Raw genomic sequence first — 16,541 nt, 5'->3', positions numbered from 1 at the left:
TTGCATATCCATTAAATTTCGATTGATTAGAGGAGAATTTCCATGAAGGGCGGCGACTTTACTCAACTGCGGTTCAATCCCCAAAAACACTTCACCAGCGTCCGGATGCAACAGGGTCGCTTGCTTCTCGATTCCGATTGGAATGAGCAAGTGGATATTCAAGCCTATATTGCCCGATCTCAGGCGATCGACATGATTGGTGGCACCTCTGGCACCTCCAACCCAGAAGCCTTTAAAGTTAAGGCCCTAGCCCCTTCCGATTCGCCGAATACTGCTGAGGATTTACTCATCACTGCGGGACGGTTCTACGTTGATGGCATTCTCTGCGAAGCCGAAATTGGCACAGCTTTTAATTTAACGCTGGCGGATACAGGCATTACCACCCTCAACTCGCCTTCAAACGCACAAAACCCCACAAAAACTGTCCGTGCCTCCACCCTGATTGTTGATGGTCGGCCCTTAGAACCCAATCAGTGGCTCGCCATTCCCAAACAAAACGTCGTTAATTCCACCCCGGAAACAGCCCTCAATCAGACCGATCTCTGGGTAAAAATTACGAACGTCGATCGTCAGACGGGCGTTCTCACCCTGAGCGAAAACATTCTGGTGCCCACAACCGCTCACCGCCTGGTAACCTATCTTACCCAGCCGGACTACCGCGCCCCCAGCCTTTCCCTCCAGGAATCCGCAGTCTATGCCGTTTATTTAGATGTTTGGGAGCGGCACATTACCGCCGTGGAGGATTCAACAATTCGCGAAAAGGCATTGGAAATCCCGGATACCACCACCCGCACGCAAACCATCTGGCAATTAAAACTCAAAGCAACGGATGAATTACCCAGCCTCCCGAGCCCAGCGGCACCCGATGAGACGGAGTACGATATTTTAGTCGATCGCTGGAATTTATTTGTCCAAAATCACAAAGATCGCCAAGCGCTGATGACGGCTAAGTCCTTTGCGCAGCAACCCTTGGAGAATCAATTATATCGCGTTGAAATTCACCAAGGAGGAACCTTAGGAACTGCTACCTTCAAATGGTCACGGGATAATGCAAGTGTAGCCAGCGCGATCGAAAAAATTGAAGATAACGTCATTGTCACCAAATTTGATCAACAGGGATGGCAATCCTTGAAATCAGAACAGTGGTGGTTAGAAATAACAAGTCAGGAAAATGAATTAAACGGCCAACCCGGTGTTCTAGTTCCCTTCCAGAGTGCTTCACTTCGCAAAATTACCTTCGATCGATCGCGGCTCACAGGGCCAATTCCCGAAGGTAGCAATCTTGTGGTTCGGCGATGGCATATGGGAACCCTCGCAGAAATTCCCACCAACAAGGAATATATTGAGTTAGAACAAGGAATTAAGGTTAAGTTTGCTGAAAATTCTATTTACGAAACGGGCGATTATTGGTTAATTGCAGCAAGAATTGATCAGATTGACTGGCCGAGCGATGGCATTGAGCAATCCCTTGACCAGCCCTCCCAAGGCATTGCCCAACCCCTTGCCCAGCCGCCCCAAGGCATTCAACATCACTATGCATTATTAGCCATGGTGCAATTGAAGACCACAGGAGATTTGCCTCAAAATCTTTCTAGTAATTCTCTGGTTAATCTGAATAGTGATTCGATCGGTAATTCTGTTGGTGGTTCGACTACTAATGCAGCTAGCAATGCTGTTATTAATCCAATAAATCAGCCAAAACAATTTATTACGCAATCATTACAAGATAGTCGATTATTATTTCCACCGCTCAGTAGCTGCTTAGGATCTATTGGAGGCGTCCTCAGTGGAGTGCTGGAACTTCAGAATAATCTCTACATTACACACCAAGGCGCAGGCAACGATCGCATTGATGGTCGCTTAGGAATTGGCACCAAGCAACCGATCGCACGGCTGCATGTCCGCAATACGCCCACCAAACCCATTCAAGGAACGCTGTCCGTCGATGCCTCAGACAAGACACTATTAAGCGGTTCTGGCGTTCAGGAACTTCATCCAGGCGATACCTTGTTTATCAGTGGCGATACAACTGGAAACTCTGTATTATCGGTAGATGCCGACCCTCAAGACTCCAACGCTAAGATCGCCAAGTTAGAGAAACCAGTCACAGCCAGTAGCCCTTCCTTTACCTATCAACCTACGATCGTTCGACTGGAAGATAGCGATGCCAAACCCCAGTTCATCGTAACCCCCCTAGGGCGCGTCGGCATTGGCACCGATCGACCGATCGAGACGCTCCACGTCGAAGGCAACATCAAAACCCAAGCATTACATGCCAGTGCCGCCATCACCGCTGATTCTGCATCGATTACCCATAACATTACCACCGGTAGCCTAGAGGCCACTGGAAAAATCAAGGGCGCAAGTTTAGAAATTACAGGTAACGGCCAGCTAGAGTCCCTTACCATCACTCAGAACATTCAAACCCGAAGTCTCAAAGCAACGGAGAATATTACAGGGGGCAGTTTAGAGATTACAGGGCACAGTCAACTGAATTCCTTACAGGTAACGAATGGAGTTACTGCTGCAAGCCTGAATACTACAGGCAATATTGAAGGAGATACATTAATAGGCAAGAGTTTAAGACTATCCGGCAGCGGTCAAGCCAACTCTTTTATAGTAACTAACGACACTAGTACCAACAGCCTCACTGCGACTGGCAAAATCACAGGCAATAGTCTAGAAATCACTGGAAGTGGTCAACTAGGCGATTTAACCGTTACCAATGGCATTAGCGCAGCCAGTCTGACTGCAACAGGAACCATCAACGGAGCCATCTTAACCGGGGACAGCTTAAGTCTTTCAGGCAATGGACAATTTAATTCACTCTCTGTGACCAACGGTATAACTGCTGCAACCTTGACTCTGGGCAGTTCAGGAGTAGTTATCAATAGTATTTCTGCCAATGGAACTCTAACAGATTTTCACACAGCCATTCCTACAGACAGAACCGTTAAGGATTATATTGATACCTACGTTGATACTGTCCTACAACCCATCACCAATCGGATTAGCACAATCGCTGCTGCCGTTGATACAAAAGCGAATAAAACTGGAGCATTCAACCAACCGTTCGACACCCAACACCTAACCATTGCAGGAAATCTAAAATTCAACGCAGGTTCAATCTTAATCACTGCCTTTACATCCAATATTAGCTCAACCGCAGGTAACTCGAAGCTACCCACTGAGTCCGCTGTCAAAACCTATGTTGATAACTATGTTGATAGTCAAATCAGAAGTCTTAATCCTACTCTAAGTACCAAAGCAGATATTAGCTATGTTGATCGAGAAATTACCAAACTAGGACAGGAATTAAGAGACGAAGCCGCTGCCAATAACCGATCGAACGCTACCCCTACCGCCGCCGCCACAACAACGCCCCTTAGTGTTTTTTCTCTCAATCGGGGAACCAACGATCGCGAGGCCATTCTCTCCGAAGCGCGAACCTACGTCGATCAACAGATTCAACCACTCCAAAGCGATCGAGAGGCCATTCTCTCCGAAGCGCGAACCTACGTCGATCAACAGATTCAACCACTCCAAAGCGATCGAGAGGCCATTCTCTCCGAAGCGCGAACCTACGTCGATCAACAGATTCAACCACTCCAAGCCGACATCCAAAGCAGCTTAAACAACCTCCAAAATAGCTTAAATAGCAAAGCTAACCAAGGGGGGTCACGCACCCAAGATTTTCTCACCCAAAATCTCACCATCAGCGGAGTCATTCAACTCCTGCATGGCGTCCCCATCAATAACTTCTCCCCCAACGACACTCTCCTCCCCACCGGCAACGAATTTTCTGAACTGACCATTCCCACCCAAAAAGCAGTCAAAACCTACGTCGATCGCAAACTTTCCCAACTGAACGATCACCTAACCAACACCCTCGCCCTAAATCATGACCTCACTGTCCGGGGTAAAGCAGGGATTGGGGGCGATCCCCAGGATGACATCGCACTCAAGGTGTATGGGACGATCGAAGGTGACGTTATCTCCGGAAGATTGGCCTCTCCTTCCTCCCAAACCCTGAAAAATCAGATCGTTGACCTCTCTAGCCAAGAAGTTTCCACCTTGCTCAGCCAGTTAACACCTGTAAAATTCAGTTTCAAAAATGATCACCATGCAGCTTTACATGCCGGATTTATTGCAGAAGAAGCCCCAGAGCTATTAACCGATTCTGAAGGAAAAGCCATTAAAGTTCTGGACATTGTTGCAATTTTGACAAAAGCCGTTAAAGACGATCGAACAATGATTGAAACACTTTCGACCGTGATACAACAACAACAGAAAACAATCGATCACCTCACTGATAAAGTAAAACAGTTAGAACAACAGGAATCCCTGAATCGGCTATATAGACTTCTATGAGTAGGAATTTTTCATCCTCGATCGGCCCAAATTACTGTGAACTAATCCTGAGTTAGGCAACCTCCTACCATGTGTCTTGCAATTCCTGGAGAACTCTTGAACATTACCAACGATGAGCCCCTAACCCGATCGGGATTCGTTAAATTTGGAGGGATTACGAAAGAAGTCAATTTGGCCTATGTTCCAGAAGTACAAGTTGGCGACTATGTCATTGTTCACGTAGGTTTTGCCATTAGCATTCTCAATGCTGACCAAGCCCAGCAAATCTTTGCCGACCTCGAAGCCATGGCCAATGCCCAAGCACAGGCATCCGAGGAGGCGTAGGATGAAATATATTAATGAATATCGCAATGCATCAACCATTCAACAATATGCACAAAAGATAGCAGACATCACAACACAGCCTTGGACAATTATGGAAATCTGTGGTGGACAGACCCACACGATCGTTAAGTTTGGCCTCGACCAATTACTCCCCAACGCCCTGACGATCGTCCATGGCCCCGGTTGCCCCGTCTGTGTTACCTCCATGGAAACGATCGAACAAGCCCTCTGGCTCGCCGCCCAACCGCAGGTGATTTTCTGCTCCTTTGGGGACATGTTGCGGGTTCCCGGCCACGATCGCGACCTACTGAGCGTCAAAGCCCAGGGCGGCGATGTCAGAACCGTGTATTCCCCCTTGGATGCGGTGAAAATTGCCCAGGATAACCCCGATCGTGAAGTCATCTTTTTTGCCGTGGGCTTTGAAACCACCGCGCCTGCCACCGCCATGGCAGTGCATCTTGCCCAGCAACAGCCATTGAGCAATTTTTCGATGTTAGTGGCCCATGTCCTCGTTCCCCCCGCCATGGAACAATTGTTAGCCGCTCCCCACTGCCAAATTCAAGGATTTTTAGCCGCAGGACATGTTTGCACCATCATGGGCTACGAGGAATACGACCCGATCGCCGATCGGTATCACGTTCCCATCGTCGTCACAGGGTTCGAGCCCTTGGATATCATGCAGGGCATCTATCACTGTGTGCAGCAATTAGAAGCGGGCACCGCCCAAGTGGAAAATCAATATGCCCGATCGGTACAGCGGACAGGAAATCTCACCGCCCAGTCAGCCATGCAACAGGTGTTTGAGGTCTGCGATCGATCGTGGCGCGGCCTAGGAACTATCCCCAACAGCGGATTACGATTAAAGCCTAGTTATGCTAACTTTGACGCCGTCCAACGCTTTGCCCTACCACCACTGAGCCTTTCCAGCAATACTTTAGAAAACCTAAAAGAAAACACAGAAGAGAACCCAAATTCCGACTGCATCAGCGGTTTGATTTTACAAGGCTTACAGAAACCCTACCAATGCTCCGCCTTTGGCACCCGGTGCACCCCCGAGCATCCCCTTGGAGCTCCCATGGTGTCCTCAGAAGGAGCCTGCGCCGCCTATTACCACTATCAATCCCTCACCCGTTCTCACCCGTCCACCTCGCGCTAACGACCCACTAGAGTCCACGAATTTCTTTAATCACCATCATGCAGGATTCTGTCGATTTTAACTGTCCTTTACCGCTTCACCAAACCGAACAGATTCTCATGGGACATGGTGGGGGTGGGAAATTGATGCAGCAGCTCATTGAAGGATTATTTTTACCCAGTTTCAATAATTCTCTCCTCAATCAACGTCACGATAGCACTGTCATTAACCTAGGTGACGTTAGGATTGCATTTACGACGGATTCCTACGTAATTCAACCGTTATTTTTCCCTGGTGGAGATATTGGTTCCCTAGCGGTCAACGGAACCGTTAACGATCTAGCCATGGCTGGCAGCCGTCCCTGCTACCTCAGTGTTGGATTGATTATCGAAGAAGGATTCCCGATCGCGACCCTAGAAAACATCATCCAGTCAATGCAAGCCGCCGCAGACAAAGCAAAAGTCCAGATCGTTACAGGAGACACAAAAGTTATTGATAAAGTTGTCGATCGTAACCATGATCAGGGTCATAGTGGTAGTAGCCTATTTATCAACACTACGGGAATTGGTATTGTAGAACACTCTGCAACGATAGCCCCTCGATCAATTCAAGTGGGCGATGTCCTTCTCTTGAACGGTGATTTGGGTCGGCATGGCATGGCCATCATGGCCCTACGAGAAGGACTCCAGTTTGACAGCCCGATCGAAAGTGACTGCGCCCCCCTAGCAGAGCCGATTTTGGCATTACTCGATCAAGGCATCCCCCTCCATTGCCTCCGCGACCTGACCCGAGGCGGACTCGCCAGCGCCACGATCGAACTAGCAGAAGCCGCTAACGTTGAAATTGAATTAACCGACGCAGCCATTCCCGTCCACGAAGCCGTGCGCGGAGCCTGCGAAATTCTGGGGCTTGATCCCATCTACGTCGCCAATGAAGGACGCTTTATTGCCTTTGTGCCCCCCGATACCGTCGAAGTCACCTTAAGCATCCTCAATCAATATTTTCCCCAGCAAGCCTGTGTCATTGGTCACGTGCGATCGAAGGCTCCCAACCTCGATCGGGGCTACGTCACCATCCGCAATTCTCTTGGGGTCAAGCGCATTCTCACGCAACTCAGCGGAGATCCTTTACCTAGAATTTGCTGATCACAATTTGCTAATGGAGTCGCTAATATAGTTGCTAATACGGTTGCCAATGCAGTTATTGATACGATTGTTACCATAATTTATTGATGCGATTATTACCGCAGCTATTGATACGGTTGCTTTTCCAGATCTGGGCAATCATCAGGAAACCCCAACCTTATCAGGAAACACTCATAATGATTAAGTTTCTAGCCATCTTCACAAGATCCTCAACTCTACTCCTTATAGTAAAAATCAAAAGTTTTGAAGCAATCAGTTGAGGGTTTTCCTCATGGTCACTCATCTGCATGTTACGGATCTCCAATCTCTCGAAACCCTGATTCAGTCCGTCAAAGAATCCCAAGCGACCTTTGCCACCTACAGCCAGGAACAGGTCGATCTCATCTTTAAAGCCGCCGCCCAGGCCGCCAACGTCGCCCGGATCCCCTTAGCCAAGCTCGCCGTCCAGGAAACCGGCATGGGCATCATAGAAGATAAAGTGATCAAAAATCACTTCGCCTCAGAATTCATCTACAACAAGTACAAACACGAAAAAACCTGCGGCATTCTAGAAGAAGATGAGGCCCTGGGCTATCAGACAATCGCTGAACCCGTTGGCATCCTTGCAGGCGTTGTCCCCGTCACCAACCCCACCTCCACCACCATCTTTAAGGCATTGCTGGCACTGAAAACCCGCAATGCCATTATTTTTTCACCCCACCCCAAAGCCAAACAATGCACGATCGAAGCGGCCAAAACCGTCCTGAAAGCCGCCGTCGCCGCCGGAGCCCCCGAGGGGATCATTGGCTGGATTGAGGAACCCACCGTCGTCCTGTCCCAAGCTCTGATGCGCCATCCCGACATCAAGCTGATTATTGCAACGGGTGGCCCCAACATGGTGAAAGCCGCCTACTCCTCCGGCCATCCCTCCCTGGGCGTGGGTGCAGGCAATACCCCAGCGGTGATTGACGAAACCGCGCACATCAAAATGGCCGTCTCCTCCATCCTGCTGAGTAAAACCTTTGACAACGGCATGATCTGCGCCAGTGAACAGGCCGTCATTGTGATGGATGAAGTCTACGAAGCCGTTAAACAGGAATTCCACGATCGGGGTGCCCACTTCCTCAGCCCCGCAGACAAGGATCAATTGCGTCAGCACGTCCTCGAAGATGGCCATATGAATCCCGCGATCGTCGGGCAACCCGTCGCCAAAATTGCTGAGATTGCTGGACTAACGCTGGAAGGCTGGGGCACTCCAGAAGGCACGCCCCCAACTATGCCCAAGGTTTTGATTGCTGAAGTTGAAACCATTGGGGAATCAGAACCCTTCTCCCATGAGAAACTAACTCCGATTCTGGCCATGTATCGGGTGCAAACGTTTTCGGAAGCCGTACAAACCGCAGAAAAATTCGTTGAATTTGGCGGAAAAGGTCACACCGCAGTGTTGTATACCGCACCGAATAACCACCGTCACATTCAAGAATTTGAAACCCATCTGCAAACATCACGGGTGTTAATTAATACTCCGTCCTCCCAAGGCGCGATCGGTGATCTCTACAACTTCCACCTTGATCCCTCGTTAACGCTAGGATGCGGTAGCTGGGGCGGTAACACCATTTCAGCCAACGTCGCACCCCACCATTTATTGAATGTCAAAACCGTCTCCGAACGGCGGGAAAACATGCTGTGGTTCCGTGTGCCGCCCAAGGTGTACTTCAAGTACGGAGCCGTTTCCTTTGCCCTGAAGGAAATCACCGATCGGAAACGCGCCTTTATCGTCACTGATAAACCGTTATTTGACCTTGGCGTCACCAAACCCATCACCGACACCTTAGACCATCTCGGCATCACCCATCAAACGTTCTACGATGTCGAACCCGATCCCTCCCTAGATACCGTGCAACGGGGTCTGAGTCAAATTCAACTGTTTGAGCCGGATGTCATCATCGCGATCGGCGGCGGGTCGCCCATGGATGCCGCCAAGGTCATGTGGCTGATGTACGAACAACCGGAGACGGAATTTGAGGGCTTGGCCACACGCTTTATGGACATTCGCAAGCGGGTCTATGAGGTGCAGCCTCTCGGCCAAAAGGCGATGATGATTGCCATTCCCACTACCTCTGGCACCGGATCAGAAGTCACGCCCTTTGCCGTGGTCACAGACACCCGCACAGGCATTAAATACCCCCTCGCCGACTATGCCCTGACCCCGAATATGGCGATCGTCGATCCAGAACTCGTCATGCACATGCCGAAGAAGTTGACCGCCTACGGTGGCTTGGATGCCCTCACCCACGCGATCGAAGCCTATGTCTCTGTCTTCGCTTCAGAATTTACCAACGGGTTAGCCCTGGAAGCGATTCGACTGCTCGTCAAATATCTGCCCGCCGCCTACCAAGAAGGAGCCGACAATCCCAAGGCCCGCGAGAAAGTTCATTACGCCGCCACCATGGCCGGAATGGCCTTTGCCAACGCCTTCCTCGGCATTTGTCACTCCCTAGCACACAAATTGGGTTCAGCATTCCATGTGCCCCATGGTCTAGCGAATGCTTTACTGATCACCCAAGTGATTCGCTACAATGCGACGGATGTTCCCTTCAAGCAAGCGATCTTCCCGCAGTATAAATACCCCAACGCCAAATGGCGCTATGCCCGCATCGCCGATTATCTCAACCTCGGCGGCAGCAACGAAGCGGAGAAAGTAGAACGCCTGATTGCCACGATCGAAGACCTAAAACGCAAATTAGACGTACCTGCAACCATTAAAGACGCGATCGCCGTCGATGAACCGCAATTCCTGGATCACCTAGAGACTATGGCAGAACAAGCCTTTGATGACCAATGCACAGGGGCCAATCCGCGCTATCCCTTGATCCAAGATTTACAGGATTTGTATCTCGCCGCCTACCATGGCCCCTCACCAAACGCGAACTTCGCAACCAATGAGTTGCCAGAGGACTTCCCAAGCGATGGGCTACAAAAGATTGGTTGTTAGTGATTGACGAGTAGCCTCAAAGTTGGACAGCAAATTGTGGGTGTGTTTGATGAGATAACCCACCCACAATCTGACCTTCCCCACAGCAGAATCAACCAACCTACAGAGACCAACCAATACAGGCCAATTAACATGGGCCAATATAACATGGGTCAAGATAACATGGGCCAATTAACATAGGCCAATTAACATAAGCCAACCAACACGGGCCAACCTACAAGGAGTGGGTTATGCAAGTTTCAGTCAACCAATGCACCGATCGCGCCCATGACATCCTTCGATCGGAGCACCATCCCCTCGATATCTTCTTTGAACCCAAAACCGTTGCCGTTATTGGTGCAACGGAACGAGTCAACAGCGTAGGTCGAACCGTTCTTTGGAATTTAATTAGCCATCCTTTTGGCGGCACCGTTTTTCCAGTCAATCCCAAGCACCATAATGTACTAGGCATCAAAGCCTATCCCACGATCGGAAGCATTCCAGAAAAAATTGACTTAGCTGTTATCGTTACCCCTGCTCAAACCGTTCCCCAGATTGTCCACGAATGCGTTGATATAGGCGTCAAAGCAGCGATTATTTTATCCGCAGGCTTCAAGGAAATTGGCGCAGACGGCACGGCCTTAGAACAACAGGTTTTAGCCGAGGCAAAGCGTGGTCAACTCAGGATCATCGGCCCCAATTGCCTCGGCGTCATGAATCCCCAGAATGGATTTAACGCCACCTTTGCCAGCACGATCTCCCAACCCGGTAATATCGGTTTTATCAGTCAAAGTGGAGCCCTTTGTACCGCCATTCTGGACTGGAGTTTCCGGGAAAACGTTGGGTTTAGCAAATTCATTTCGATCGGGTCTATGGCCGATGTGGACTGGGGCGATTTGATTTACTACCTAGGCGATGATCCCTACACCAAAAGCATTGTCCTGTATATGGAATCCGTAGGCGATGTGCGATCGTTCCTGTCCGCCGCGCGGGAAGTCGCCCTGACCAAGCCCATTATTGTCATTAAAGCAGGCCGCACCCAAGCCGCCGCCCAAGCCGCTGCCTCCCATACAGGCGCATTGGTAGGCAGTGATGCCGTCTTTGATGCCGCCCTACGGCGATGTGGGGTGCTGCGGGTCAATAGCATTTCCGAATTATTTGACATCACCGAAGTTCTGGCGAAACAACCCCGGCCCAAGGGCAAACGCCTCACGATTATTACCAACGCCGGAGGCCCAGGGGTTCTCGCCACCGATGCACTAATTGGCGACGGGGGACAGCTTGCAGAACTTGCTGACGAGACGATCGCAGCCCTCAACCAGGTTCTGCCCGCCCACTGGAGCCACAGCAACCCGATCGATATTTTGGGTGATGCAACCCCCGATCGCTACGCCCAAGCCATTGAAATTGCCGCACAAGATCCCAACAGCGACGGATTACTGGTGATTCTAACGCCCCAGGCCATGACCGATCCCACCCAAACCGCCCAGCGCTTGCAGAAATATGCCAACCTCGGGAAACCCATTTTGGCCAGTTGGATGGGCGATATCGAAGTGGAAGCCGGGGCAGAACTGCTCAACCAAGCCAGCATTCCCACCTTCCCCTTTCCCGATACGGCAGCGCGGATGTTTAACTACCTTTGGCGCTACAGCCAAAACCTGCGCAGTATCTATGAAACACCTGTTTTATCGTCTGAAAACAACCACGCGCCCCATCGATCGACGGTTCAGAGCATTCTACAGCAAGCGTTAGACCAAGATCGGACATTGCTAACCGAAATCGAAGCTAAATCGATTTTGGCAGCCTATGACATTCCGATCGTCGCAACCCAGAAAGCAATGGATGAAGATCAAGCAGTAGCAATTGCTGAAGCGATCGGGTATCCAGTCGTTCTGAAATTGCTATCGCAAACCATTACCCACAAAACCGACGTCGGTGGTGTGCAACTGAATATTCGCAATGCAGACGCTGTGAGAACAGCCTATAAAACGATTCAGCAATCCGTAACGCAAAAAGCGGGAGACAGGGCCTTCAATGGCGTCACCGTCCAACCGATGTTGACTCAGAAGGGCTACGAACTGATCATCGGGAGTAGCTACGATCCCCTGTTTGGGCCAGTTTTAGCCTTTGGAGCCGGAGGCCAGTGGGTGGAAGTTTTTCAAGATGTCGCGATCGCGCTACCGCCTCTCACAACCACCTTAGCCAAACGGCTCATGGAACGTACCAAAATTTACCATGCACTGCAAGGGGTACGCGGTGAACAGCCCGTAGATTGTGCCGCCCTAGAGCAGTTAATTGTTCGGTTTAGTCAACTCATCGTTGAGCAGCCGCAAATCAAGGAAATTGAAATCAATCCGCTCCTAGCCCACGGAAATACGTTAATGGCGTTGGATGGACGGGTTGTGCTCCACGATCGCGCCACGCCCCAAACCTCGATCGCTAAACCCGCCATTCGCCCCTATCCCACACAATATTGCTCCCTCTGGCACCTTAACGACAACACAACCGTCACCATTCGCCCCATCCGACCAGAGGATGAACCGTTGCTGATTCAGTTCCACAAAACACTGTCAGAACAGAGTGTCTATCTGCGTTATTTCCATTTAATTAAACTGAGTCAACGCATTGCCCATGAACGGCTATTACGGTTATGCTGCATCGACTACGATCGGGAAATGGCGCTAGTAGCTGATTACCAAAATCCCGAAACGGAACAACGGGAAATTTTAGCCATTGGGCGTCTCAGCAAGCAGCACGGCATCAACGAAGCCGAATTTTCGTTACTCGTCAGCGATCGCTATCAACACCATGGTTTAGGCAGCGAAATTTTGCGTCGATTAATCGAGATTGGCAAGGCAGAAGGATTAGATTGGATTCGGGCCACCATTCTCAGCGAAAATCGGGATATGCAACATGTGTGCGAGAAACTCGGCTTTCAACTGCGCAGAACCGCCGAGCCCAGCGTCATTGAAGCGGAAATCGCGCTCCAGGCTTAATCGTCGCTATCAAAGGAAAGCGAGGGAATCTGGGCAGCGCTGACCCGATCGCACTCAATCCCTCGTTACCAATTGTTACAAAGACTACAATCCCCTTCACAAGTTCCTCAACTTTGCGTCTTACTCTAAAAGCATACAAAGAAGTTACTCGACTCGACCGGAGAGAGTAAATTATGCAAATCCCGCTTCAAATCATCAGCCGTAGCTTTTCCGTTACTCCCGCGATCGAAACTGCCATTCAAGAAAAAGTAGAGAAACTCACCCAGTTCTTCGATCGCATTACTAATTGTCGAGTCACCCTAGAAAGCACAGCAGGCCGCCATCAGCAAGGTAATCTCTACCAAGTGCGCATCGATCTTTCAGTTCCCGGCAAGGAAATCATTGTCAATCGTAATTCCGACGCTAATCATTCCCACGAAGATCTTTACGTTGCGATTAGAGATTCCTTTGACGCCGCCAAGAGGCAACTTCAAGACTATGTAGCCCTACGTCAGCCTTAATTTTCCAAGATTCTAAAACTGTCTCTCGCATTACATTATGCATTAGCATTTCTCCTAAAGACTTGATTTAGAGTTAACCCGCCGATCGTTCATTCAACGATCGGCTTTACCGTATCATCTACAATCAACGCCAGTTTCAGCGAACTAAATCAGCCATAGCCTGATCAGAGATCCTATCCCATTCTCCCAACTGCTGAATCAGCGCTGCCACCAATCCTGTCCAGCCCGTTTGATGACTCGCGCCAATCCCAGCACCGTTATCCCCATGGAAGTACTCATAGAACAAAATGAAATCTTGCCAATGGCGATCGGTTTGAAAGATCGCACTCCCCCCATATACGGGACGATCGCCAGCATCATTGCGCAGAAAAATTTGCGTCAACCGTTGGGATAGCATCCTCCCCACTTCCTGAAGATTCATCCACTGGCCCGATCCCGTCGGACATTCCACCTGAAATTCAGCCCCAAAATAGCGATGGAACGTTTGCAAAGATTCAATCAACAGGAAATTAACTGGGAACCAAATCGGCCCACGCCAATTGGAATTACCGCCGAATAAACCGCTACTAGATTCGGCAGGTTCATAGTCCACACGGCATTCCTGACCATTGGCATAGAAAATATAGGGATTTTCCCCATGGAAGCGCGAAACCGCACGAATCCCAAAGTCACTCAAAAACTCGGAAGAATCCAGCATTTTTTGTAAAATACGCTGGAGCTTATCCTGAGACGCGATCGCGAGCAACCGCCGTGCCCCCACACCGCGCGTCTCCATACAGGCCACATTGCGGCGCAGATCGGATCGATGCTGAATAAACCACTCCAAGCGTTTCTTAAAATTCGGCAATTGCTGCAAGGTCTCAGGTTCTAGCGTCGCCACGGCAAACAATGGAATTAAACCCACCATCGATCGAACTTTTAATTCAATTTGTCGATCGTCCGGTAAATGCAAAACATCATAGTAAAACCCATCCTCCTCATTCCAGAGCGAAACTTCCATATCACCAATCCGATTCATCGCATCGGCAATGTAGAGATAATGCTCAAAAAACTTTGTGGCAATGTCTTCGTAAACAGGATTGGTCTTGGCGAGTTCTAGGGCGATCGTCAGCATATTCAGGCAATACATGCCCATCCAACTCGTTCCATCGGACTGGTCAATATGGCCCCCCGTCGGCAACGCCGCACTGCGATCGAACACACCAATATTATCCAATCCTAAAAAGCCGCCTTGAAAGACATTTCTGCCTTCCACATCCTTGCGATTCACCCACCAGGTAAAATTCAGCATGAGCTTTTGAAACACACGCTCTAAAAATACGCGATCGGCCTTGCCATACAGCTTTTGCTCAATTTGGTAAATGCGCCAAGTCGCCCAGGCATGGACTGGAGGATTGACATCCCCAAACGCCCACTCGTAGGCCGGAATTTGACCATTGGGATGCATGTACCATTCCCGCGTCAACACATCTAACTGATACTTGGCAAAATCCGGATCGATCATCGCCAACGGAATGCAATGAAACGCCAAATCCCACGCCGCAAACCAAGGATACTCCCACTTATCACACATGGATAAAATATCATCCGTATGGAGATGAACCCATTCGTAGTTACGTCCCCGTTTTCGTTCAGCGGGTGGTTGAGCTGATGAATCTCCTTTTAACCAATCTTCAATAATATAGTGATAATACTGCTTACACCACAGCATTCCCGCAAACGCCTGCCGCTGGACATTTCGAGCATCCTCATCCAGCGCAAAGGGCGTAATTCGTTGATAGAATTCATCCGCCTCCCGTTGACGTGCTAGGAACGTGGCATCGAATTCAGCTGTAAACACCGATCGATCCGAAGCCAGCGCTTCCACCTGATCCGGAGATAGATCACTCAGCCGTAATTGAACTGTTCGCACTTCTCCCGGAGCCAATTCCATCGGATAATGCAGTGCCGCTTTAGTTCCTACACGATCGGGATTGACCGCATTTTTCTCACCTTCGATCATGTATCGATGAATGCTATCTTTAACATAGGGAGAATCATTCGGTAAGGAAAAGACCCGTTCACTATTCGTTTCATTTTCCGTAAACAGAACTTCTCCGTTTTCCTGCGCATAGAGCCAGCGTTTACCCAAGGTTGGATGGGCAGCTTGAACGATCGGTAAGTGATAACCTTCAAGGGCCTGCAAGATCGGTTTATCAGACTCTCCATTCCATGACTCTCTATTCCACGACCAAGTATTGCGAAACCACAGAGTAGGCAGCAGATGCAGCGTTTTTACTTCTGGCCCTCGGTTGGTTACCGTCACCCGAATCAGAATATCATCTGTCGATCGCTTGGCATATTCCACCATCACATCAAAGTAGCGATTTTCATCAAAAATTCCCGTGTCCAACAATTCAAACTCCGGCTGATGGCGATCGCGCTGCCGATTTTCTTCTACCAATTGGCTGTAGGGAAATGCTTGATGGGGATACTTATATAACGCCTTCATGTAGGAATGAGTCGGTGTATTGTCCAAATAAAAATAGTATTCTTTGACATCTTCACCATGATTCCCCTCATTCCCCGTCAACCCAAATAGGCGTTCTTTCAAGATCGAATCTTCCCCATTCCACAGCGCGATCGCAAAGCATAGGCGCTGATGGTTATCGGAAATCCCCAGCAGGCCATCCTCCCCCCAACGGTAGGCCCGAGAACGCGCCTGGTCATGGCTAAAGTAATCCCAAGCGGAACCATAGGGGCTGTAATCCTCCCGTACCGTGCCCCACTGCCGATCGCTTAAATACGGCCCCCAGCGTCGCCAATGGGCTGCGTGCGATCGAGCCTCTTCTAAACGCAGTTCCTCCTGGGTTCGTCCAGAATGTTGGGTGTCAGTGGAGGAATCAGTGGAGGAATCAGTGGAGAAATTAGTAGAGAAATTACCAAAAGAATTAGCAGCAGTATCATTCATCTGATTCACCAAAATTACAACAAGAATGAGCAGGAAATCAAAATTTCAGGGTAACTACTCAGGCTGTGGTTTAAGCGACACAGGATTGCCCGAGAACAATCCAACGAGAGCGTCTAAAAGATTGATATTCTGCTTGCGCAAGGTGGATAAATAGCCCCGAATGCGAC

At 49.6% G+C, this 16,541-nt stretch carries 8 protein-coding genes; 7 read left to right on the top strand and 1 reads right to left on the bottom strand.

Going from position 1 to position 16,541, the window contains the following annotated elements:
* Positions 1 to 42: 42 nt before the first annotated feature.
* The 7 genes from ACN4EG_RS18005 to hpf all read left to right on the top strand — a co-directional run bounded on the left by ACN4EG_RS18005 (position 43) and on the right by hpf (position 13,424).
* Positions 43 to 4,371, top strand: a complete 4,329-nt coding sequence (locus tag ACN4EG_RS18005; protein ID WP_431631489.1) for a DUF6519 domain-containing protein — start codon at positions 43 to 45, stop codon at positions 4,369 to 4,371.
* 69 nt (positions 4,372 to 4,440) lie between these two features.
* A complete protein-coding gene (locus tag ACN4EG_RS18000) occupies positions 4,441 to 4,695 on the top strand; it encodes a HypC/HybG/HupF family hydrogenase formation chaperone (RefSeq protein WP_431631488.1) in 255 nt (84 codons plus the stop codon).
* Position 4,696: 1 nt separating this feature from the next.
* Positions 4,697 to 5,851, top strand: coding sequence for a hydrogenase formation protein HypD (gene hypD / locus ACN4EG_RS17995; protein WP_431631486.1), 1,155 nt, complete (start codon positions 4,697 to 4,699; stop codon positions 5,849 to 5,851).
* Between the two features lie 38 nt (positions 5,852 to 5,889).
* The gene (gene hypE, locus ACN4EG_RS17990; RefSeq protein WP_431631485.1) at positions 5,890 to 6,975 is read left to right on the top strand and encodes a hydrogenase expression/formation protein HypE; all 1,086 of its coding nucleotides are present in this window, start codon (positions 5,890 to 5,892) and stop codon (positions 6,973 to 6,975) included.
* A gap of 271 nt (positions 6,976 to 7,246) precedes the next feature.
* Complete coding sequence (adhE, locus tag ACN4EG_RS17985) at positions 7,247 to 9,949, top strand: bifunctional acetaldehyde-CoA/alcohol dehydrogenase (protein WP_431631483.1); 2,703 nt, start codon at positions 7,247 to 7,249, stop codon at positions 9,947 to 9,949.
* A gap of 230 nt (positions 9,950 to 10,179) precedes the next feature.
* The gene (locus ACN4EG_RS17980; protein WP_431631482.1) at positions 10,180 to 12,924 is read left to right on the top strand and encodes a bifunctional acetate--CoA ligase family protein/GNAT family N-acetyltransferase; all 2,745 of its coding nucleotides are present in this window, start codon (positions 10,180 to 10,182) and stop codon (positions 12,922 to 12,924) included.
* 173 nt (positions 12,925 to 13,097) lie between these two features.
* A complete protein-coding gene (gene hpf, locus ACN4EG_RS17975; RefSeq protein ID WP_431631481.1) occupies positions 13,098 to 13,424 on the top strand; it encodes a ribosome hibernation-promoting factor, HPF/YfiA family in 327 nt (108 codons plus the stop codon).
* A gap of 136 nt (positions 13,425 to 13,560) precedes the next feature.
* Here the strand turns inward: hpf and ACN4EG_RS17970 are convergent, their stop codons facing one another.
* Positions 13,561 to 16,374: an MGH1-like glycoside hydrolase domain-containing protein gene (locus ACN4EG_RS17970; RefSeq protein WP_431631480.1), complete on the bottom strand. Its 2,814-nt coding sequence runs from the start codon at positions 16,372 to 16,374 to the stop codon at positions 13,561 to 13,563.
* Positions 16,375 to 16,541: the final 167 nt, after the last annotated feature.

Origin of the sequence: Alkalinema pantanalense CENA528, assembly GCF_050753345.1 — a bacterium.
GTDB lineage: Bacteria > Cyanobacteriota > Cyanobacteriia > Leptolyngbyales > Leptolyngbyaceae > Alkalinema > Alkalinema pantanalense.
The sequence above is the reverse complement of the archived record's forward strand: the minus strand, read 5'-3'. Positions and strand labels throughout refer to the sequence as shown.